Origin of the sequence: Exiguobacterium sp. s46 (assembly GCF_018618875.1) — a bacterium.
GTDB classification, from domain to species: domain Bacteria; phylum Bacillota; class Bacilli; order Exiguobacteriales; family Exiguobacteriaceae; genus Exiguobacterium_A; species Exiguobacterium_A abrahamii.
The window spans coordinates 742,709-763,646 of sequence record NZ_JACSMY010000001.1 but is presented as its reverse complement, the minus strand read 5'-3'; the positions used below and the strand labels follow the sequence as shown (position 1 = coordinate 763,646).

At 45.3% G+C, this 20,938-nt stretch carries 27 protein-coding genes; 12 read left to right on the top strand and 15 right to left on the bottom strand.

All coding sequences use genetic code 11. The features are described 5' to 3' along the window. Positions 1-3 precede the first annotated feature (3 nt). A complete protein-coding gene (locus KNQ08_RS03945) occupies positions 4-1,062 on the top strand; it encodes a serine hydrolase domain-containing protein (protein WP_214804818.1) in 1,059 nt (352 codons plus the stop codon). Positions 1,063-1,465: 403 nt separating this feature from the next. Further along, complete coding sequence (locus KNQ08_RS03940; protein ID WP_214769767.1) at positions 1,466-1,777, top strand: hypothetical protein; 312 nt, start codon at positions 1,466-1,468, stop codon at positions 1,775-1,777. Positions 1,778-1,870: 93 nt separating this feature from the next. Here KNQ08_RS03940 and KNQ08_RS03935 read toward each other — a convergent pair whose 3' ends face one another. The 3 genes from KNQ08_RS03935 to KNQ08_RS03925 form a co-directional block, all read right to left on the bottom strand. Then, positions 1,871-2,131, bottom strand: coding sequence for a hypothetical protein (locus KNQ08_RS03935; RefSeq protein ID WP_214804816.1), 261 nt, complete (start codon positions 2,129-2,131; stop codon positions 1,871-1,873). 26 nt (positions 2,132-2,157) lie between these two features. Further along, a complete protein-coding gene (locus KNQ08_RS03930) occupies positions 2,158-2,910 on the bottom strand; it encodes a collagenase (protein ID WP_251133315.1) in 753 nt (250 codons plus the stop codon). Positions 2,911-3,002: 92 nt separating this feature from the next. Next, positions 3,003-3,920, bottom strand: coding sequence for an NAD(P)-dependent alcohol dehydrogenase (locus tag KNQ08_RS03925; RefSeq protein WP_214804814.1), 918 nt, complete (start codon positions 3,918-3,920; stop codon positions 3,003-3,005). Between the two features lie 188 nt (positions 3,921-4,108). Between KNQ08_RS03925 and KNQ08_RS03920 the strand changes: the two genes are divergently transcribed. The 4 genes from KNQ08_RS03920 to KNQ08_RS03905 all read left to right on the top strand — a co-directional run bounded on the left by KNQ08_RS03920 (position 4,109) and on the right by KNQ08_RS03905 (position 5,755). Beyond that, positions 4,109-4,408 (top strand): hypothetical protein, encoded by a 300-nt coding sequence (locus KNQ08_RS03920; RefSeq protein ID WP_214804812.1) that lies wholly within the window; start codon positions 4,109-4,111, stop codon positions 4,406-4,408. 16 nt (positions 4,409-4,424) lie between these two features. Next, entirely contained in the window at positions 4,425-4,625 is a 201-nt protein-coding gene (locus KNQ08_RS03915; RefSeq protein ID WP_035397707.1) for a hypothetical protein, read from the top strand. A gap of 25 nt (positions 4,626-4,650) precedes the next feature. Next, positions 4,651-5,343, top strand: a complete 693-nt coding sequence (locus tag KNQ08_RS03910) for a hypothetical protein (protein ID WP_055967703.1) — start codon at positions 4,651-4,653, stop codon at positions 5,341-5,343. 109 nt (positions 5,344-5,452) lie between these two features. Beyond that, positions 5,453-5,755 carry a hypothetical protein gene (locus tag KNQ08_RS03905; protein WP_214804810.1) on the top strand — a complete coding sequence of 101 codons (303 nt, stop codon included), beginning with the start codon at positions 5,453-5,455 and terminating at the stop codon, positions 5,753-5,755. A gap of 57 nt (positions 5,756-5,812) precedes the next feature. On the opposite strand, the gene KNQ08_RS03900 is transcribed toward KNQ08_RS03905, so the two are convergent. Together KNQ08_RS03900 and KNQ08_RS03895 are read right to left on the bottom strand one after the other, a co-directional pair. Then, positions 5,813-6,430 carry a hypothetical protein gene (locus KNQ08_RS03900; RefSeq protein ID WP_174316222.1) on the bottom strand — a complete coding sequence of 206 codons (618 nt, stop codon included), beginning with the start codon at positions 6,428-6,430 and terminating at the stop codon, positions 5,813-5,815. A gap of 65 nt (positions 6,431-6,495) precedes the next feature. Then, positions 6,496-6,825, bottom strand: coding sequence for a winged helix-turn-helix transcriptional regulator (locus KNQ08_RS03895; protein WP_055967696.1), 330 nt, complete (start codon positions 6,823-6,825; stop codon positions 6,496-6,498). Positions 6,826-7,136: 311 nt separating this feature from the next. On the opposite strand from KNQ08_RS03895, the gene KNQ08_RS03890 reads away from it, so the two are divergent. The 3 genes from KNQ08_RS03890 (at position 7,137) to KNQ08_RS03880 (ending at position 10,425) form a co-directional block, all read left to right on the top strand. Further along, complete coding sequence (locus KNQ08_RS03890) at positions 7,137-8,339, top strand: MFS transporter (protein WP_214804808.1); 1,203 nt, start codon at positions 7,137-7,139, stop codon at positions 8,337-8,339. A gap of 11 nt (positions 8,340-8,350) precedes the next feature. After that, the gene (locus KNQ08_RS03885) at positions 8,351-9,301 is read left to right on the top strand and encodes a TIGR03571 family LLM class oxidoreductase (RefSeq protein ID WP_214804806.1); all 951 of its coding nucleotides are present in this window, start codon (positions 8,351-8,353) and stop codon (positions 9,299-9,301) included. A 218-nt stretch (positions 9,302-9,519) separates the two neighbouring features. Further along, a complete protein-coding gene (locus KNQ08_RS03880) occupies positions 9,520-10,425 on the top strand; it encodes a TerC family protein (protein ID WP_214804804.1) in 906 nt (301 codons plus the stop codon). A gap of 51 nt (positions 10,426-10,476) precedes the next feature. On the opposite strand, the gene KNQ08_RS03875 is transcribed toward KNQ08_RS03880, so the two are convergent. The 7 genes from KNQ08_RS03875 to KNQ08_RS03845 form a co-directional block, all read right to left on the bottom strand. Beyond that, on the bottom strand, positions 10,477-11,115 hold the full coding sequence (locus KNQ08_RS03875) for an ATP-binding cassette domain-containing protein (RefSeq protein ID WP_214804802.1): 639 nt from the start codon (positions 11,113-11,115) through the stop codon (positions 10,477-10,479). Between the two features lie 12 nt (positions 11,116-11,127). After that, a complete protein-coding gene (locus KNQ08_RS03870; protein ID WP_214804800.1) occupies positions 11,128-12,609 on the bottom strand; it encodes a hypothetical protein in 1,482 nt (493 codons plus the stop codon). Next, positions 12,606-13,391 (bottom strand): ABC transporter permease, encoded by a 786-nt coding sequence (locus KNQ08_RS03865; protein WP_214769734.1) that lies wholly within the window; start codon positions 13,389-13,391, stop codon positions 12,606-12,608. The genes KNQ08_RS03870 and KNQ08_RS03865 overlap by 4 nt, the downstream gene beginning before the upstream one ends. Positions 13,392-13,401: 10 nt before the next feature. Then, a complete protein-coding gene (locus KNQ08_RS03860; RefSeq protein ID WP_214804798.1) occupies positions 13,402-14,124 on the bottom strand; it encodes a hypothetical protein in 723 nt (240 codons plus the stop codon). Further along, a complete protein-coding gene (locus KNQ08_RS03855) occupies positions 14,111-14,458 on the bottom strand; it encodes a PadR family transcriptional regulator (RefSeq protein ID WP_214805702.1) in 348 nt (115 codons plus the stop codon). The genes KNQ08_RS03860 and KNQ08_RS03855 overlap by 14 nt, the downstream gene beginning before the upstream one ends. A gap of 143 nt (positions 14,459-14,601) precedes the next feature. Continuing rightward, positions 14,602-15,081, bottom strand: a complete 480-nt coding sequence (locus tag KNQ08_RS03850) for a DUF4825 domain-containing protein (protein WP_214769728.1) — start codon at positions 15,079-15,081, stop codon at positions 14,602-14,604. 625 nt (positions 15,082-15,706) lie between these two features. Next, the gene (locus KNQ08_RS03845) at positions 15,707-16,978 is read right to left on the bottom strand and encodes an alkaline ceramidase (RefSeq protein WP_214804796.1); all 1,272 of its coding nucleotides are present in this window, start codon (positions 16,976-16,978) and stop codon (positions 15,707-15,709) included. Positions 16,979-17,054: 76 nt separating this feature from the next. Here KNQ08_RS03845 and KNQ08_RS03840 point away from each other — a divergent pair, with 76 nt between their 5' ends. Then, complete coding sequence (locus tag KNQ08_RS03840) at positions 17,055-17,306, top strand: hypothetical protein (protein WP_251133317.1); 252 nt, start codon at positions 17,055-17,057, stop codon at positions 17,304-17,306. Here the strand turns inward: KNQ08_RS03840 and KNQ08_RS03835 are convergent. Further along, entirely contained in the window at positions 17,298-18,179 is an 882-nt protein-coding gene (locus KNQ08_RS03835) for a LysR family transcriptional regulator (protein WP_214804794.1), read from the bottom strand. The genes KNQ08_RS03840 and KNQ08_RS03835 overlap by 9 nt on opposite strands. A gap of 129 nt (positions 18,180-18,308) precedes the next feature. Between KNQ08_RS03835 and KNQ08_RS03830 the strand changes: the two genes are divergently transcribed. Then, positions 18,309-18,887: a LysE family transporter gene (locus tag KNQ08_RS03830; RefSeq protein WP_214804792.1), complete on the top strand. Its 579-nt coding sequence runs from the start codon at positions 18,309-18,311 to the stop codon at positions 18,885-18,887. A 24-nt stretch (positions 18,888-18,911) separates the two neighbouring features. Here KNQ08_RS03830 and KNQ08_RS03825 read toward each other — a convergent pair whose 3' ends face one another. Further along, positions 18,912-19,472, bottom strand: coding sequence for a TetR/AcrR family transcriptional regulator (locus KNQ08_RS03825; protein ID WP_214804790.1), 561 nt, complete (start codon positions 19,470-19,472; stop codon positions 18,912-18,914). An 81-nt stretch (positions 19,473-19,553) separates the two neighbouring features. Next, the gene (locus tag KNQ08_RS03820) at positions 19,554-20,378 is read right to left on the bottom strand and encodes a hypothetical protein (RefSeq protein WP_214804788.1); all 825 of its coding nucleotides are present in this window, start codon (positions 20,376-20,378) and stop codon (positions 19,554-19,556) included. A 206-nt stretch (positions 20,379-20,584) separates the two neighbouring features. Between KNQ08_RS03820 and KNQ08_RS03815 the strand changes: the two genes are divergently transcribed. Beyond that, a complete protein-coding gene (locus KNQ08_RS03815; RefSeq protein ID WP_214722968.1) occupies positions 20,585-20,896 on the top strand; it encodes a DUF2834 domain-containing protein in 312 nt (103 codons plus the stop codon). Positions 20,897-20,938: the final 42 nt, after the last annotated feature.

Here is a 20,938-nt window from a genome sequence, read left to right as displayed (position 1 = left end):
ACTATGAAGTCAAGAAGGAAACGTACTCTTTTATTTTTATCTCTAATAGTAATTGGGAGTCTTTTCGTCTATCTTACCCGCCCGTTCGTACAAAACGAAACAGATAATGAAAATATTTCACTTCAAAGTAAAACAGATACTGAACAGTTGAAGATAAGTCTTCAACAGCAGATGAAACGCAATGAGTCGGACGTATTATATGCAATTCAGGATACCCAACAAGTGGCATCCATCGGCTCTTCGAACGAATTGTATAATGTTGCTTCTATTCGTAAAAGCATCATCAGTGCACTATTTGGGATTGCAGAGGAAAAAAGGTTAGTAGACTTGGATATGACATTGGGACAACTCTCTGTCGATGATTCCAAGCAACCCTTAACGAAACAAGAGAAGTCCGCAACAATTCGGGACTTATTACAAGCACGATCAGGTATCTACTTAAACGCATTGGGTGAATCACAACGAATGAAAGATTTACGTCCAAAACGCGAAAGTCATACTCCAGGAAGTTTTTATTACTATAACAATTGGGATTTTAACATGTTGGGTCTTATTCTTGAGAAAGAGACGAAAATGAAAATCGGAGATGCTTTTGAACAATGGATCGCCAAGCCTGTTGGCATGAAAACATTCAGCCCTTCTCATGTCACTTATGAAAAGAATGAAGAAACATCCATTCCGATGTATCGATTTTATATGTCTGCCGAAAACCTTGCCCGATTTGGTGCGCTTTATGCCCAAGATGGTAAGTGGAAAGGACGATCCGTTATTCCAATCAAGTGGGTTGAGGAGAGTACAATGGCTTACTCTAAGATTTCGGACGTCGATCGTTTTTCAGGATATGGATATCTTTGGTGGTTAGAATCAAATGCTAAAAATCCTCTGTTATGGGGAGTGGGATCAGGCGGACAGTTTTTAATCGTTGATCGGAAGAATAATTTATCTATCGCTTTATTGAATGACACTGGAACTTCGCCATTATCAACTCTCACTTATCGTTGGTTCGGACAGGAATCGACATATGCTGAGGCAAGGGCGATTCATCGACTATTAATAAAGTAGAATGTAGGAAACATGAAAAATCACTGCTCTCTTGACAAAACGAGGAGTGGGGATGTTGTCATCTATTCCTAAAATTTTATGATGAAAATCCAGGGTTCTAATTGGAATTAATTTTACAGATACATTACTTAATGGTATAATAATGGTAACCTTTTCATGAGGAGGAGATACTTTTGAAAAAACAGCTTGCTTTTGCCGGTTCTTTTGCGCTCTCAGCTATCACGATCGTCATCATTCTTAAATTAGTTGGAGTCGATCTTTAAAGCAATCACTCAAATGATGTAGATTTTCAAATTAATGATTCAATCGCTGTTATGATGCATCGTCTTCCGATCATTAGTAACAGCTTTTCTAGGTTCAATGCTATGGAACGATCGGAAGTGATGAATTGAAAAAAGTCGGAATGAACGTTTTGGTTGCCTCACTCCTATTAGGTGGACTGCTGTTTTACTTAGACGTCCGATACGATGAACGATTCGAGCAGCACGTCAGCACAAAAGTCGAAACCTATGTCGAGAAAAAATACGGTCCAGCTCGTGTCGTCTCACTCCACTCTGCTTATGACGACAAACACCGCGATAAAGAGAAACGCTATAAGATTGCCGTAAAAGTACAGGGGCAAGGACTTCAAAAAGAGGAATATTTCTTGTATCGTCTTCAAGATGATCACGTCGTCGAGATGGGCACGACGACTAGTTTGCCGAAGCGAAACTAAATCACGTGATGCTTTCTAATTTCACACTACATATCACGAAAGGTCAGAAGATTCTTTTTACTCGGAATCAACTGACCTTTTCGTTTAACCTTTTTACGACTCAGAAATACCGTAAGCCAGTAACAGTAAATAGGACATCATACAGAACGTAATAAGATGGATACCAACGAATAGCCATCTAAGTACTCGATGCTTCGTTTTGTACCCTGTGTATACGCCGACTAACGGAACGATAAACAGAAGCAGGATATAGACGCTTCCAAACCCTTTCAGACTGACTCCGCTCTTCATCAAGAAAAATAAGAAACAAAAACAGATGAATGCAGATAACGAAAGAATACTGTAACGATTCATAAGCCCTCCTCCTCTACAAACACAGCTTAGCGTCTTACCGTCTGAAGATTAAAGTATGTCGAGAGCGGCACGATCCGCCCCTGCTCATGCCAGTTCCGATATGCTTCGAAAACGCGTAAGACGTCCCCGTCATATCGTTCCTCGATGAGATGGTGGATTGCGAGAAAGCTCCGCCAATAATCAAACATGATACTCGACAGACTACCGGTATAGGAGAAACTCCCAAATTGATCAATCGAGCGCGCTCCATACTCCTCCTGAAAGAGCTCGACCAGTTCTGTCTCAATTGTCGTAATTCGCTTGAATGCTTCGTCCGACAACAAATGCTTGCGGGGTAGATACTCACACATCCCCTCTTCGAACCAGATTCCGTCTTCTCTCTCATCGTCGAATTCATCAACGAACAAATCCAAGTGATGGGTCAGTTCATGACCAGCAATCGTCAAGACGTGATCTTCCGCGAGCGTTTCGTAGAACGCTCGAATATGCGGTACGTCCTTCCCGTCGAGTTGAGACAAAAATAACGTTCGCCATTCTGCAACGTCTGGTGATATGTAAATTAAGTCCTTATTCGTAAATGCTGGAATCGGAATGTCCGAGAAGACGGTCGTCGCGAGTTCCGCTGACGTCCAAACGATTCCTTTCGACACGTCGATCAGTTGATACTTCTCTTGTAAGATCGTTTGATACTCGTCTAACCGTGCTTGAAAGCGATGCGTGACCGCTTCGTATTTGTCATAGTCCGTTTTTGTCTCAAACGCATGAATCTGTTTCATCATCGCTATATCCCCCATCCTTAAAAAAGCCTATTTTATTTTAACATATATTGGATAAACATAAAAAAACCACCTGACCCAGGTGGTTCGATGAATCATTCGTTTGCTATTAACACGACGACGTTACCGAATTTTTGTCCGGAGTCAACGTAACGATGGGCTTCGACGATCTCATCAAGGGAATAGATATGGTCGATAACGGCTTTAAATCGTCCCGCTTCAAACAGTTCATTCAAATAGTGTAGATCCTCTTTCCGTTCTCTCGCGACACCCTGCCCCGCGACGGATGCAAAGGCACCGTTTTGTTTGACGTGCCGTTTCGCTTGCGTCTTATTGATCTTTCCGGACGCATCGAAGACGGCATCGTACTTCAGCAACAATCCATCGTAGCCGTCCTTTGTATAATCGATGACGTGATCGGCACCGAGCGCTTTGACCCTTTCCGTGTTTCGTCCACTACAGATAGCCGTCACCTGCAGCCCTTTTGCTTTGGCGATCTGAACGGCAGCCGTCCCGACAGCGCCCGACGCACCGTAAATCAAGATCGTCTTCATCTGATCGATTTGGAGTTTTCGGAAGAAATGGAGCGACGTCGTACCACCGAACGGGAGACAGACCGCTTCCGTGTACGATGCGTGCTGCGGCATTTTTGCAATGCAACGTTTCTCAGACACGCACGCATATTCGGCGTATCCACCGAAGCCAAATCCGGTCAAGGCATGGACACGGTCTCCGACTTGAAACTGCTTGACGTCTCGACCGACTTCGACGACTTCACCGGCAAGAACAACGCCAAGAATTGGTTGTCTCGGTCGCTTAAAGCCAACAGCTAGGCGCATCGGAAGCTTCCCCAATAGCGGAACATCGAGCGAACGCATGCGACGATCTCCGGAATGGACGGCAGATGCATATACTTTAATCAGTAGATCGTTTGATTTTGGAACCGGGCGTGGTACCTCTGTGATGTGCAAGACGTCAGGGGATCCGTAGCGGGTACAGATGGCTGCCTTCATCGTAATGCCTCCTCATATCGAGATGATGGTATTCCCTTAATCATACGCCGATTTCGATCCGAATTCCTGTTGTTTTGGAGTAAGAAAGTTTTTTTAATTCGCATCAATCAGCATCACAACTGGTAAAATTTATATAATAATAAGATTTCATCTAACCCTATTAACTGACGAAAGCAGGTGCCTGGTTCATGCCGACACGTCGGTGGCTTTTCGCTTTTATTCTATTCCTTAGTTTGCCGCTTAGTGCCTGTACACACGAGAACGATACACATATCGTCGAGAAAGTTACAGGGGATACGTTATTCGTCGCTCCAAGTGAACAACATCCAGACGAGCAGTATGCATTAACAGAGATTCGCGTCACAACGGACACGATCGTGTATGGCAAAACGGATAACACGTCTGCCATTCAAACGGGTGATACGATTCAAGTGACGTTTGCAAAGGACTCGATTGTCGCGACCGAGATCCGTCGAACGAAAAACTAAGAAAGAGGGGTTCTCCATGATAGTCCAAGTACTTCGCCATCTACGCAATATTTTCATGATTACCACTGCGATTTTTGGTTCATCCTATTTTTTTCAAAAGAACATCGGCAATGATCTCATTGGTTTCCTGTTCATCGGAATCATAGGTGCGATTGGTTTTTTCATTACCCTCGGACTACTCTGGTATCTCAAACGAAAAGAAACGCACAGTTTTTAATAAGTTTGTCAAAGGAGACACAATCATGATGGCACGTACGAAAAAATCACACCTTATTCAGTTGAAAGTACTCTTCGCGCTTCTGATCACGCTTTCGATGATTGGTGCTATTTTCGCACCTCATTCTGTCGATGCAGTGACTAAGGAGTATACATCTTACAAAAAGCTAAAACTCGGCATGACCGCGACAGACGTCGCAAAGTCGCTTTACGGAAAATCGTTTAAGAAATACATAAAGAAAGAACACGGCGTCACGACACTCAATCACAAGGTAGTATTGAGTGAGATCAAAGACGACTATGCTTTATACGCTTTCTCATTTTATCCGTACGATGAAAAAAACGATCATTGGTCTTTACAGCGCATGCACCTGATCTTCAAAACGAAACAAGAAGGTCACACGTTATATCTTGCGCAAAAGGAATACACCCCTAAAACGCCTTCGAAAAAGCGACTCTTACCAGGAAAGAAATTTAAACCAGGCATGACGATGGCTGAATTCGATCATATTCTTTCAGGTAAAGGGCTAGGTGTCATGACGGCTCACCGCACAGAAGATTACTCTAAGATCGGAAAAGCCTACAATGACAGTACAGTCGAATATCCAGAAAAACAGACATCGCTCTTTTACTCGTATCGGAATCCAACGGGTGATGAATGGATGATCGTTGAATTTAAATATGATTTCGATCAAAAGAGATATATCGCTCAAAAATAACGAGTATTCATCTTCGGATGAATACTTTTTTACTTTTAATTGAAATTGATTGAATCTTTTTACAGTAATATTCGTAAAAATCTGTATACACGAAAGGAGCTCGACACACATGTATGATTTGTTATTGGCCGTTGGTATTTGTCTCGTTGCCTATTGGTTCTACTATGTCTTCTTACTCGGATTCAAAAAAGGAAATATCGTCATGACGTTTAACGAGCGGTTCATCCATCATGAAGACCATATTCAAGCTGTTAAGCGAAGACTAAAGGACGACGGTCGTCACTTCGAGTATCTTGGAGATCGCAAATTCATCGTCGATGGAAAACCGTATCTGTTCATGGAACGGACGGTTTCAGGAGATTTTGGTCCCCTGCAGCAGACGATTCTAAAAGGTCAACGTAAAGCGTTCTAACCAAAACACCGCTCCTTCTGTCAATGACAGAGGGAGCGGTGCTTATTTGATTAAGCATTATTCAGGTGTATGTGCATACAATTCATCCATGACGCGTCGAATCGCGGGCAATGAATGCTCTAAATCAATCCAGGTTTTAAAATAATACTCGAAAAAGACACCTTGGTTCCGCATCCGCTCTAATGTATTAATCGGATCTCCCTCGGTGACCCAATCTAGGTTCTCAAAATTTGTATAACTATCCGTACACGATACGTCCTCCTCGTGAATGCCTGACTCTAAATAATCATTCGAACAGGTCTCATTTTGTACATCGATTTGTCGATAAAAATCACGAATTCCTTCCTTTGGACGATTGATATGGTAGGACTCACCCGTTTGATAACTCTCCTGGTAGTACCATTCCCACAAGATGACCCATTTCCAGACCAACCCATCGATTAGATAATGGCCGATTGCCCGGTCCATCCGGCAAAAGTTAAATCGAAACGTCCGTTCACCAAAGTTTGTCTTCAGATCAAGGACGACTTTGATATCATTGGTTTCCGGCGGATGACCGAAAAATAAGATGCCATGCTCGAATCCTTGTGCAAACTCCTCGATTGACTGGCGTCTGCCGGCTTTATCCTCAAAACTGACTGTAATCGAATCGAACTGAACGATTGATTGCTCCATCTTTTTTCCCCACCTTGTATATGTATTCAAAAAAGTGAGCCTCGAGCGAGACTCACTTTTGTTCGTCATGACGAGACGACTTCTCCACCCGTCAAATCAATATGTCCTTCTCCCCATGCGCACATCGCGTCAAGAATCGGCTTCAGCGACCAGCCGTACTCGGATAACGAGTAGATGACTTTCGGTGGGACTTGTTCAAAGACCGTCCGGATGATGACGCCGTCTTCTTCTAACTCGCGCAATTGTTGCGTCAGCATTTTTTGCGTAATCGTCGGCATTAGCTTGCGGAGCTCACTCGTCCGACGCTCGCCTTTGATCAAATGACACATGATGACGACCTTCCACTTTCCACCGATGACTTCAAGTGTTGCTTCGACCGGGATATTGTATGGCATATATGTTCCATCCTTTCGTGATTCCGTTAAGGGCATAGGTACTTTTTAGTGCCTATCGTACTTGAAAGTGCGTACTTCCCAAGCAGATTAGCTGGCTATATGATAGCAATTGTCAACGGAAAGTACAACCTCCTTTTAGACCTTGCATCTAAATGAAGGAGTAGGGTACTTTTTAGTGCCTATCGCACTTTAAAGTACGTACTTCCCGAAATGAAACACCCCGGTTATGCTGGGTTCATGTCAATCGGATCATGTTCGGTCGGGCCCACTGAACACGATCCTTACTGAAATCATTTTTAGGAGGAATCCCTATGAATCAATTAAAATCACGGATCCAGGAGGAACAGGTCCCAAGAAACGGCGGACTTGCCCTACTTGTCTTAGCCATCAGCGCCTTTGGGATCGGTACGACGGAATTCGTTCCCGTCGGACTGCTCGCAGCGATCGCTGGTGACTTAAATATCGGCATCACACTCGCTGGTCTCATCATTTCTGGTTACGCGATCGGTGTCGCCGTCGGTGCACCCATCCTGACGGCACTAACGAACCGAATGAATCGGAAAACGTTACTGATGGCATTGATGGTCGTCTTCATTGCTGGTAACCTCGTTTCCGCGATTTCACCGACGTTTGAATTGTTGATCGCTGCTCGTTTCATCACTGCTTTCTCGCACGGTGTCTTCTTCTCAATCGGTGCGACGATTGCCGTCCAGCTCGTACCGGAGCATAAAAAAGCGAGTGCCATCGCCTTGATGTTCACAGGTCTGACAGTCGCAACGGTCACAGGTGTACCACTCGGGACATTCATCGGTCAATCATTCGGCTGGCGCGCGACGTTCTTCGCGGTTGCTGCACTCGGACTCATCGCAATCATCGCAAGTTTCTTCTTGATTCCAAAAGACTTGAAACAATCACCACCTGCTAAGTTCTCCGACATGTTCAAATTGTTGACGAACGGACGCTTGATGCTCGGCTTCTTGATCACTGCCCTCGGTTACGGTGGAACGTTCGTCGCCTTTACGTACTTGACACCGATCATGCAGGACGTCACGAAAATCAGTCCGAGCTTAATCAGTATCATTCTGCTCGTCTACGGAATCGCGGTTGCGATCGGAAACACGGTCGGCGGAAAACTCGCGAACGGTAATCCGATTAAAGCGTTGTTCTATATGTTCATCATCCATGCCATCGTCATGATCGCCCTCTCGTTCATGATTCCGTTCAAGGTCGCCGGTATCATCGGCATCATCTTAATGGGACTCCTTGCGTTCATGAATGTCCCTGGACTACAGCTCTATATCGTCCAGTTGGCTGAAAAATATGTCCCAGCAGCAGTCGATGTTGCATCTGCCTTGAATATCGCAGCCTTCAACATCGGAATCGCACTCGGAGCAACGATTGGTGGTCTCGTCACCGATACGATCGGTCTCGTCCACACGCCATGGGTCGGCGGAATCATGGTTATCCTTGCCGTCATCTTGACGGGTGTCTCGCGTCGTCTCGAACATCAATAAGGAGGACCACTATGTTTAACGATCATAAAAGTTATCAGCGGATGTACCGGGAGGGCGAGCTCACGCTCGGTCTCCACGTCCCGCTCGAGAATTTCAAGATGCGAACGCCGACGCTTGCCAATCAAGTCGAGCTCGCACAAAAAGCAGAGAACTATGGTTTTACGACACTCTGGTTACGCGACGTCTTATTAAAGGATCCTTATTTTCTTGATCCGGCTGTCGGACAGATTCATGACATGCTGATATACGGGACGCATCTCCTTAGCCAAACGAAACACATCGCCCTCGGAACGTCAGCACTCGTCCTGCCGCTCCGTCATCCGTTACGCTCTGCGAAGGAAGTCGCGACGATTGATGCGTTGTTCCCGGAACGTTTGATTCTCGGTGTCTCGTCCGGTGACCGGCAAGCCGACTTCAATGGACTTGGTGTCGATCATCCAAGTCGTGGTGCTCAGTTCAAGGAAGCACTGCAAGTGATGGAACAAGCCTTATACGAAGACTATCCGCAAATCGATTCGACGTATGGGGAAGTCCGTGGTGCGACACTCGTGCCACGACCAAAGAAACGAATCCCGACGATGATCACGGGTTTCGCACAGCAGGATATGGACTGGCTCGCAGAAAACGGCGACGGCTGGATGTATTATCCGCAAGGACCGTTCGAACAAGCACGTGCCATCGAGCAATGGCGTGCTGCGAGTCAAGCAGCCGGTAACACAACGTTTCGCCCGTTTTCGATGCCGATGCATCTTGATTTATCCGCGGATCCGAACGAGGAAGCGACACCGATTCGACTCGGTTTTCGGATCGGTCGCAATCGACTGATCGAGTTGCTGGAATTGTATCGTGAGCTTGGCGTCAATCATTTATTCTTCGCGCTATTCGACGGTGAGCGATCAGCAGAAGACGTCATCGATGAACTCGGAACGTACGTCTTACCGCATTTCCCTCCCTTATCATGATGACTTATATAATTAAAAGTAACATGCATGAAACCCAGTCCCTTCTCGGAACTGGGTTTCATGTCGTTTCATCGCACATCACTTCGAATACATTCTTCCACTTTCGGGGATTGTTTTTTAACCAATTGCACATTCCGAACATTTATTTCTTTACTTTTGAGTTCTCGTGACCTTATAATAAATTCAAGATAACAATTACCTTAAAGGAGGAAGCGCTGTTGACACTACTCATTGCTTTTCTAGCCATCGTTTTCATCATGCTCGCTCTTGACCTTGGAGTCTTCCATCGTAAGGCACATGAAGTTTCGCTTCGGGAGGCCTGGACGTGGACGTTCGTCTGGATCGCGATTGCGATTGCCTTCGGGGGCTGGCTCTACTTCGATCAAGGTAGCTCCGCTGCAATCGAATATACGAGCGTTTATTTCATCGAGAAGGCTCTCGCGATTGATAACGTCTTCGTCTTCTCACTCGTCTTCGCATACTTCGCGATTCCATTGAAGTATCAGCACAAAGTCTTATTCTGGGGTATTCTTGGTGCAATCTTCTTCCGCGTCATCTTCATCGTCGCTGGTGTTTCGTTGCTTGAGAACTTCGCTTGGGTCTACTACATCTTCGGAGCGTTCCTCGTCTACACTGGTTGGATGATGTACAAAAACATCGGTCAAGAGACGTCGCTCGAAGAGAACAAAACGATTCGTTGGTTAGAGAAACGTTTACCGATCACGCAAGACATCTCGTCTGGTAAGTTCGCGAAACGGATTGATGGGAAGTTGTTCTTCACGCCACTCTTAATCGCGCTCGTCTTCATCGAGATCTCGGATATCGTCTTCGCCGTCGACTCGGTCGCAGCAAGCTTCGCGTACTCGCGTGACCCGTTCATCATTTTCTATGCGAACATCATGGCGATCCTTGGACTCCGTAGTCTCTACTTCGTCCTCGCGAACTTGATTGATCGTTTCTACTACTTGAAACACGGTCTTAGCTTCATGCTTGTCTTCATCGGAGCGAAAATGATCTTCAGTGACGTCTACAAAATGCCAATCTGGATGTCACTCGGTACGATCGTCCTCGTGATCCTGATCAGCGTCTTCTACAGCTTCTACAAGACGAAGCCAGGAAAATAATCAATTGTAATGCAACAGGGAGTGGATCCGTTGATCCACTCCCTGTTTGTATTAGCCGACCTGTTCGAGCCGACCTTGATTGATCCGGTAGACAGAGTCACAAAGTGCGTCGATGTCCTGTTGATTGTGACTCGTCAAGATGATCGTCTTCCCTTCTTTTTTGAACGACAACAAAAGTTCCCGCAGACGCAAGACACTATCGTGATCGAGTGCATTGAATGCCTCATCCAAGATCAAAATGTCCTGCTGTTCCATGATAGCTTGCGCGATTGCGAGCTTTTGTTTCATTCCGAGCGAATATTGTTTGACCTTCTGACGATTTCCAGGCTGTAAGCCGACGGTCCGCATCGCTTGTTCGATGTCGGCATCTGTGATCACTTTACGGATCGCTGCGAGTTGCTTTAAGTTATCAAACCCTGATTTATGAGCGATATAACCCGGTCGATCAATGATGACGCCGACGTTTTCCGGAAAGCGTCGTGTCGGACCGAGCTGTTCATTCCGGACGGTGATCGTTCCCGCGTCCGGATGGATGAAGCCGCAAATCATCATGAATAAGACGGATTTTCCTGAACCGTTCGGTCCCGTAATGCCGACGATGTCTCCTTTTTGAATCGTCAAATCGACGTCTGCGAATAACGGATTACCTTGATACCCTTTCGTGACCTGCTCGAGCTTGATCATTTCCATGATACGTCCTCCTTATATTCGTATGCTTTTTTGAAACAGAACATATAACCAGACAAGTGAAAGCCCAACATAGATCAACAAAACGATCAAGAGATGTGTCAGACTAAACGACTGCAACTGGGCGAATCCATTCAATCCGGACGGAAAGATGCCATACTGATTGAAATTGGGCAGTAAGAAAACCGATAAGACGCCGAACAAACCGAGCATCGCGTATCCATCTGGGAATTGCCACAGCAAGATGAAGCTGAAGAGTGAATAAAGCATTAATTGTAACATCGAGATGCCAATCAGTTGCAGCAACAACTGCATCGTTGAAATCGATAAAAGGCTTGTCGAAAGCGATAGCGATACGCCTTGCAGCATTCCGATTACCATCGTTCCGAGGATCAGAAGTGAGAGAGCAAGTAGATAAAAACGCCCTTCCCTTACGAAGACATGTAGTGCCCATTTCTCGAGTCGTTGGTAACGCATCCATGTGTATGGTCCGATTGCCGTCATTTGATCCTGCAGACGCAATTGACTTAAGTAAGCGAGTCCGAAGAAAAGGATCAGATGCGACACGAGTTGGAGAAACGAACTGTCCTCCGCACTGACACCGTAAAACACGACGACGAACAGATCACCAATCGTTTGCAGCTCAGTTGACGCTCGACTACTACTGAGGAAGATGTACAGACTAGCAAGCATCGCATAGACTAGATATGGCAATAATTCTTTTATCGAAGTCAGTAGCTGACGGAGCAATTGAATCCATTGGACCGATAAATAAATCAGTGCGATCACGAGACTGAGGATAACGAGTGCCATCAAAGGATGCATTATATTGGATACAGCCCCGACAGAGAAATACACAGCGGGTGAAAAGAACTCTCCTACTCCAAACGATGATTTAAAACTAAAGATACACCAAAACACTACCCCTGCCGCCTGTAGCAACAAGCCATTACGTTTTTCATGCAACAGAAACACAAGACACATCAATCCATGTAGGACAATGCTCACAAGCAGCCACAGAATCAGTTGTAAGAAAATCACTGACAGGGGTGAGCGGAAAGTCGTAACGAGATGATGACTGATGTTACCACTCGTTGCGAGTTGACTGTATGGACTCCACTGCAACGTAAACGATTGATCGCTAGCACTAAGAAGACTCAGCAACAAGACGAATCCGGACAGTGACAGGACAGCGCGTACATACCGTTTTGTCGAGTAGTACAGCCAGTACCGAAATGAGCCGACCCGAATCAAAATCGTCGGTTCATACTGCTGTTCAATCGTTCGAAACGAGAGGAACAGCAGTAACGGCATCAGGAAAAAGAGGATTAGGTACATATCATTTTGAATCGCAAATGTGATGTCCCACGTGTTGACGTCTTTGCCGAATTCTTGTGCCTCGGACAGAACTTCTTGTCGTCTATACCATGCGACGTAGCTGATCACGAGGATGAATAGACTGTTAAGTACAATCGAAATGTTTCGTGTCCTCTTCATGATTGGAAGATCCACTCCGGTTTCGGTCGAATCATCGTTAGATAGAGCGTGATGTTAACGACGATCAAAATAGCAAACGGCACGAACACCGTCCAAAGCGGTTGTTCCGTGATATTGAACGGAAAGACCGTACTGATGGGCGAGAACTGTGGTGCTTGCATGATACCCGCGACGAAATTAAAGACATGATAAGCGACGAACGGTAACGAAATTGCGAGGTAGACTTGTTCGAGCGCCAAAATCAACAGATAAGCAAGCGTCGCATACACGGCTCCGTTGAGTCCAATCCAAGCAGCATAGAGGACGGCATAGAGTAACGGATGAATGTCCGCCAAGAACGAAAATGCATTTGAGGTCTCATATGTCTTTTCGCTGAGAGACCAATAGTCAACGAGACCGATGACTGGTTCGACATAATGAATGAGGACGAACGTCACGATTGTCATTAAAAAGAACACGAGTCCTGTCAGCATCGCATTGACGAAACCGACCGCAAGCAGATAATCCTTTAGACTCGCACGTGTTCGGACATATGTCAGATAGTTATCCTTGTATTCAGCGATGAAGATTGGCAAGAAGATCAAGACCGCAAGTACCGGAAACAGCATCGGGATCGTTCCTGATAGCGTCTCCTCGAACACTTCGATCGGTAAGAAGAACTGATAGCCTTCATAAATGAAACTGAATTGAAGCACCGGTAACCCGAGAATGATCAGAAGATAGAACACGCATCGTTTCACCGTGAACGCTTGCGACCAAACGAGCTTGATTTGCTGCGACATATGACCCCTCCTATTTTCGTAATGCCCAAAACCAATAACCCAGGACGTTAAAGAACACGACTGAGACGATACTTAATAGATGCAATCGTCCTGCATGATAGAGCTTGATGATGCTCCAAATGACGGATGTCACGAGATAAATCGTCATGCCGATCAACGCGAACACCGCACCGAATTTCGTAACATCGAAACTTTCTGTCGTCGTCAGGTGCTGTTCGTCAATCAGATACATGCCGTGTGAAATGAACAACTCCGGTAACCAAATCGATTTATGAATGGTGAAATCACGTGAAGACGCCGCGTCTTGTCCGGAAATCGATACTAGCAATAGATGATCTTCTAAAATACGTTCATACGCTTCAATCGAGCGTTCATTACCATTAAAGGCATCCGCATAGGCGAGTGACTGATGCTGGCTCAACATCATCGTGCCGATAAAGCATAGTATCGTTGCAGTAGCGATACTAATCCCGATTCGGAGCAACCACGAAGCGAACGTCCGCTCTTTTCGATAGACCCACGTCAAGAGCTGATCGACATGTTCCTTGCTACCGTAGCGATACATGGCAAGCTTCGTCGCTTCTTCTTCAGAATAACCTTGAATCATCAAGTCTCGCATCGATTGTTCGAGATGGCTACGCGTCTCTTCCATGACGTCAATGATTTCCGGATCCGTCACATCCGCATCTTGATACAAGTCGCGGACGAAATGATCGAGTTTATTCAAGCGCACCGTCTCCCTCTTCAAGAAACTTCGGGAGTAGTTGCTTCAGAAAACGCCATTCGCGTCGTTTTTTCGCAAGAAGGATTTCTCCTTCAGTCGTCAGCGTATAATATTTACGTCGCCCGCCGCCCGCTGCTTCGTCACTCCAATAGGATGTGACGAACCCTTTTTTCTCAAGTCGTTTGAGTGACAAATAGAGTGTCGCCTCTTTCAGTTCGAACTGCTCGTCTGACGTTTGCCGGATCGTCTTCGCGATTTCATACCCGTATCGATCTTGTTCGTTCAGCAACGACAAAATGATCGTGTCGACATGCCCCTTTAATAACTCTTTATCAATCTCGATCCCGTCCAACCCCTTCCTAATTCTGGATGTATCAGTACCTTAACGATAAACTGAATTACTCTGTAATGCAAAGTACTTTTTACAACTTATGAGAATGAATCAACGAAAAAGCACGCTCCTGTTTAAGAGCGTGCCCAGTCGGTTTAGTTCAATAAGTCGTTTACTTTCTTCGAATCTTCGATAAAAGGCTTCGTGAATGCCTTCAGTGCTTTCTCATTATCGTACGACGTAAAGTCTTTTCCATACCAATCGCGAAGCTGTTGTTTCGTAAAGTGATACGAAGCATCCTCGATCGTCATGTTGACGTGGTCGACATTCGGAATCAATGTGAACAGTGCTGTTGCATTGTAGATTGCCGTACGATGACTTTTTTGTTCGACCTGTCCTTCTTCGAATCCAGCATAACGTAACGTGAGTTGATACGGTTTATCCTTCGTCGACAGTTCTATCTTCTTTAACTGATCGCCATGGGGTAGCTGTTGGACGATGTCTCGTACGTTACTGTTATCCCCTAGATATGTACCTTGTTGATCAAATACATCGGTTTGTGTTGCCGCTGTTCCGCAACCTCCGAGTATCAGCATGCCGCTCACTAGAGCAATTGCGCCGATTCTCTTTCTCATCATACTCTCTCCTTTTAGTAGACCGATTATACCTAATAAACGTAATCAAACAAAGAAAAGTTTCAAAATAAAGGAAATCAACGCTTACGTGAACTCGATGCTCTTTGTTTTGAGGAGAGTAAACTGTACAAAATACTTACACCTGCAACAATTAAAAGCTTTATAACACTAAAACGAGTGAACCTTAAAAAGCGTATCCTTTAATCTTTTGAGCTAACGTTGCTTCCAGAATCCAATCGATCGTATATCCGATGCTGAAAGATAAAAGCAAACTGAGAAATAAATAAGTGATGATAGCACTAAAAATAAATCTTTTGATGATCATGATATCCCTCTCTTTTTCAAAATGGAATAAAATAACTATTCGTTCATATAATAAGTAGATCCTTTAAGAAATATCAAAAACAATAAGTCATTTCCCTATATAATGTTAATTACTATGTTACTCTATTATTATTCGAAAGTTCGAAAATCCAGCTATACCTATTCACGGAGGTCTTTGATGCTACAACTGTCTAACTTACTTATTCTACTTTTCTTATTCGTCTTACTGACATGCGGAATCGTTTTCGCTTTATTTTGGATCATCAAAAAAATCAAATCGTAATCACGACAACCCGGTCTCTCAGACGAGAGAAGCCGGGTTGTTTGTTTCATAAAGTTGTCGGATACGATGCACGATTTCGTTTGCCGTTTCCGGTACAGGTGGCATCCAAAGACCCGTCACAGGACCGTAGACGACAGGATTGATTGCCACTTCGTATCCACCATACGGATGTTCTTCCGCTGTCGGCAAATAACCAATGTAACCGTTCGTATAGCCTCCGAAGAATGCGAGTTCCGTTTGACGCATCTGTTGAATCTGTAACGCTGTTTCACAGAACGGTTCCATCGGGATGCCTGAGAACGAACCTTCGTTTAGTTCGAACAATTGAACTTCGAGCGGGATGGTGAGTGTTGTTCCCGATTGCTCTTGAACGTACGCCGACCAGCACGATGCGCTGACACCCCATGTCTGTTCAGCGTAAGTTGCCATGTCTTGTAATTCGTTCGTATCCAGTACTTCTGTTAAACGCATCGGATAGATCACCGACTGAATCCGGTGGTGCGTTAACGGTTGATACGACACTTCTGGAATCGTCGTCAAGACGTGTCCACTTAAAGCAAACGCCATCTTCTGTAGACTTGCTAGGTCACCGCGATATTTCGCATTGATGTTCCCCGTCGCCCCTTGGATGATCACGACTGGACAGCCGAGTGCCTGTTCGAGTATCGTTCGAGCGACACCCGGATAATCACCGGATAAGACGACACTGTCTGATTTCAAGACGTTCGGATGCGCTGTACAGAAAACGAAGGCTCCGACGAGACACGCATCATCGGCACGTCGAACCAACAGTGTTCCGATTCGGTCATCCGTCACTCCCAGCGGATCCGTTCCCATCACCGCGTGACCATTCCTTTTCTCCCGTCGGTTGACACCGAGTTTCCCAGACGTCACACCCCAACCAATCTCGACCGACTGCATCGCTTCGCTTGCTTTGACGGCAGAAACGATCGCTTGTTGCGTCAAGATCGTTTTATAGGCGACGGTCAACGGTTCGTTTCCCGCTGTCGCTGGACCTGAATGTGTATGCGTATAAACGACGGTAATCTGTTCCTTCGACACTTCTAGCTGGTCCACGATGCCTTCGCGGATGGTATCGGTATCTGCGACGAGCAAACCGATGTTATCGATGCTGACAAAAACCGATGTCGTCTGCTCACTCTCGAAGATGCTCGCTGTGACATATAGCGGATCGTGTATGCTTGCGACACCGACTTCTCGGTGATAACCGATGAAGGCGGCACCGAGCGGCGGATTGATTTCTTCCCGATGTATTCCAAAACGACTCATGTCTAACGTTCCCCCTTGAGTAACACACTATTTCTTCCATATACTAACATTAACTACAGTAGAGGAGGACATGAAGATGTCGATTCGTTGGAAGGAAGAGATGATTCAGTTCGAGACGTTCCGTGAAGCCGAAGTTTGGGCGGACTCGATCACGAATGAGATCCATGGTCGTTCAATTACCGGTTATTGCACCCCTGACTTTAAAGTCGCGACGATTCTTGCTTTTTATCTGGCGGAAAACCCAGACTATCGCGTACGTTCGGCAACGGTTCACCTCGATGAAGAGATCTATTATCAAGTCTGGGTCGAGATACTCGATTCACCCTGACTTCATGAATTGGTCCAGGACGATTTCCTGAAAGGCACGTGTCACGGGTGAGCCCCACTTCGACTGTTTCGTAAGCAGATGGGCATACATCGGTTCGAATGTCTCATCATGATGAATGACTTTCAACGCACCAGACTCCACTTCCTCCGCTACAGTCACATACGGTAACACAGCAAAACCAAGACCGTTCATCACCATCTTCTTGATCGCCCCGATACTCCACAATTCTTGCGTCTGAAACGAGATGTCTTGGTTTCTGACGCACGCCTCAAACATCGTTCGGTAACTACACCCTTCTTCATTCGTCAGATAGACGTATGCGTCTGCGGAAGATCGAATCGCGTCAAAATGATCCGGCATCGTCGGATGACCAATGATGACGATCTTTTCTTCTCTCAAAACGTCATGCGTACAACGTTCAGCGGAAAACATCGGATACAGCATCAAGGCGACATCGACCCGTCCATGTAAGAGTTCGTCTTGATTTTCCTTACATGTTCCATTCGATAAGATGATGTTGACATTCGGATATGCTGTCATGAACGTCTGTAAGACGGAACCAAGACGAGAAATCGTCAGTGACTCTGGCGCTGCGACTTTCAAGACGCCTTCAAAGGGATCCTGTTGTTGAATCGACTTGATTTTCTCGTGTGTCGCTAGTAAGTCTTCAGCAAGCGGGATGATTTCCTGACCTAGCGGTGTAAGCTGAAGCGTACGATTGGCATAGAAAAACAAAGCACCGCCTACTTCTTGTTCAAGCAATTGCATATGGGACGTGATCGTCGATTGCGTGTATCCAAGGTCACTCGCTGCTGCCGTATAACTCCTCGTCTCAATGATCTTCAAGAAGCTGACTAAATGGCGAATTTCCATTCTGATACTCTCCTTTCATCATCCATCGAAAAAAATGATGACATGATTTTTTATTTCAATTTTATTTATCGATTTTGTCATCTTACACTAGAATTCAAGTATTCGATAGAATGAAAAAGGAGTTTTCTTATGAATGTTGTTGCTTTTTTGTCTTATGTCATCATTACGTCCATCACACCTGGACCAAGTAATCTGTTAGTCATGCATGAATCGAGCCACTTTGGTTTTCGTGGTGCTTGGCGATTTAATACCGGTATCTTACTGGGGTTCATGATGCTCGGGTTGGTCAGCGCATTAGGGACGACAGTTTTACAAGCGACCATACCTATGATTGAACCGATTCTTCAGTGGTTCGGTGCCGCATACCTCGTCTACCTTGCCTATAAGATTGGTTTCCCGAAACAGACGGCAAGTCAGATCGATACCGTGCCAGCGACATTTTTATCCGGTCTGTTGTTCCAACTCATCAACGTCAAGAGTATCCTCTTTTTCTTAACTGCTTTATCGACGTTCATTCTGCCGCATAGCACGTCTACTGTAGAAATCGTTCAATACACATCGTATGCCATCATTCTCGGTTGGATCGCCTTATTGCTTTGGGCAGGAAGCGGCTCCCTGTTTCGTTCGTTATTTCAAAGATACGATGTCGCGTTTCGCGTCATTATGTGTGGTTTACTCCTTTATTCAGCTGTGACGATTTTTCAGTGAGATGCAGAAAAAGGACAACACACCTCAATTGTGAGGCCTGTTGTCCTTTGTTAATGCGATCATCGCTTCCACTGCCGCGTTCATCCGCTCTTGTAAGCCGATCTTATTTAAGACGACGAGTCCTTCCGTGAAGACGAAGAGCAACGCTGTTTGCTGTTCGACATCTTCCCCCTCTGTTGGTACATAGATCTGTTTAATCCAATCGTCGAACGATTCTCCAATCGTCCGCGTGATCGACGTATACGGTTCTCCCTGACTCGTTGCGAGGTGGGTGATCTCGAACCAAAGATTCAAATATGGCTTGATTCGTGGCTCATCGATTGCTTGTCGCAAAAAATGGACGAATGCCGTGAACTCGAGTTTTAAATCCGGTTGCTGCAGTAAATCGATCAGTTCTTGGCTGATTGCAGTCAACACGGCGGTCTCGATGTCTTGTTTATCCTTGAAATAATGCATCAGCATCCGGTCACTCGTCCCGGCAGCGGTCGCCATCTTCTTGAGACTCATCTCCTTAATGCTTGATGCTAACGTCGCTTGTGCGATGTGATGCGTATAGTCCTGTCGCTTCTGTTCAAACTTATCCATATCCGATCGACTCCTTCCCTTTCCATCATACTCGATTTTAAGAAACGGACACCATGCAAAAAAGCATCCACAAAGGATGCTTCATTTTAAAAATTGATTGATGATCTTCTTAAAAGCAAGATCCAGTCGGACGTTCTCGTCTTTCGTCAGCTGTTTCGCTTCTTCAAAGACAGCTGCTGCTTCCTCGAATTTATTCTCGTAAATCAAGATCGTCACTTTCCCACGTTCGGGTCCGACGCGCTCACTCGACGTCTCACGTTCTCGTACCATCGCTTCAGCTGCGCGATCCACGCGCTCTATTCGGTCTTGCTTACTGATTTTTTTCTTGATCAGTTTTCGTTCGAGTTCTTGTACATATGGAAGTGATTTAATCAACGTCAATACCGGATCAATCGGTCCATATTGGGCGACGAACGCTTCCATTTGCTGTCGCTCGTAATCGATGACTTCTTGATAGAGTGGTTTGCTTTCCTTCGCTAATGCCTGCTCGACCTTAACGAGTCGTTTGACTTCTTTTTTCATTTCGGCCATTCGTTTATCGAACGCTTTTTTCTCAGACGATGTATCGACTGCTTTTAGATCAACTCGCATCGCTCTGATTTTTCTTGACTCCTTCACGTTATCTGAATCGTATTTTTCTACTTTCGGATTATACTGCTCGACCGCAGTCCGATATGCTTCATTTTGATAATAAGAAGGAATTTTGATTGGGGATTTGGAGCTAAGATCCGATAAGATGTTGCCGTACTTCGTGATGACCTTCAATTGATCGGCACGGTATTTTTTATAATCGAATGCTTTTTTCGTCTGGACCACTTTTGCTTCGACAAGACTGCTTCCACTTCCGATACTCGCTCCACTCATCAATAAGGCTACAGCTGCACTACAGGCGAAGATTGTTCGCAATCGCTTTACCTTCATATGTTCGCTCCGTCCCTTCTCATCATCCTACGTTTCTTTTTCCGTATTATACCAAATTTAACAGCATCACATTTTGTTATTTGACGGATCAGGGTAATAACTTTCCTTCTACATATACTCGATTGACGTTCGATTGTAGTACATGCTACATTTATTTGTAGTAAACACTACATTTATAAGGAGGATCCTTCATGAAAGAATCTCAAGCTTCATTTGTAGACACCATCCCGAAACCTTTATTGCTCATCATTACGATCGCATTCGCTGTTTTAACTGCGTTTTCGATAATTGACTTTGGTGTACTTGGCATCTTTGCGGAAGCGACACAAAACACGGCGACGCTCCAGATTTTCGTCGATCTGATTCTCTGCGCCCTCTTCATCATCGTTTGGCTCCGTCATGATACACGTCGTACCGGACGAAGCTTTCCGCTTTGGGCAATCATCACCCTCGCGATTGGTGCGTTCGGACCTCTACTCTATTTGTTGACTCGAAAATCATGACGTTCTGACACGTGCCGCATCTTCGGTACGTGTTTTTCTTAA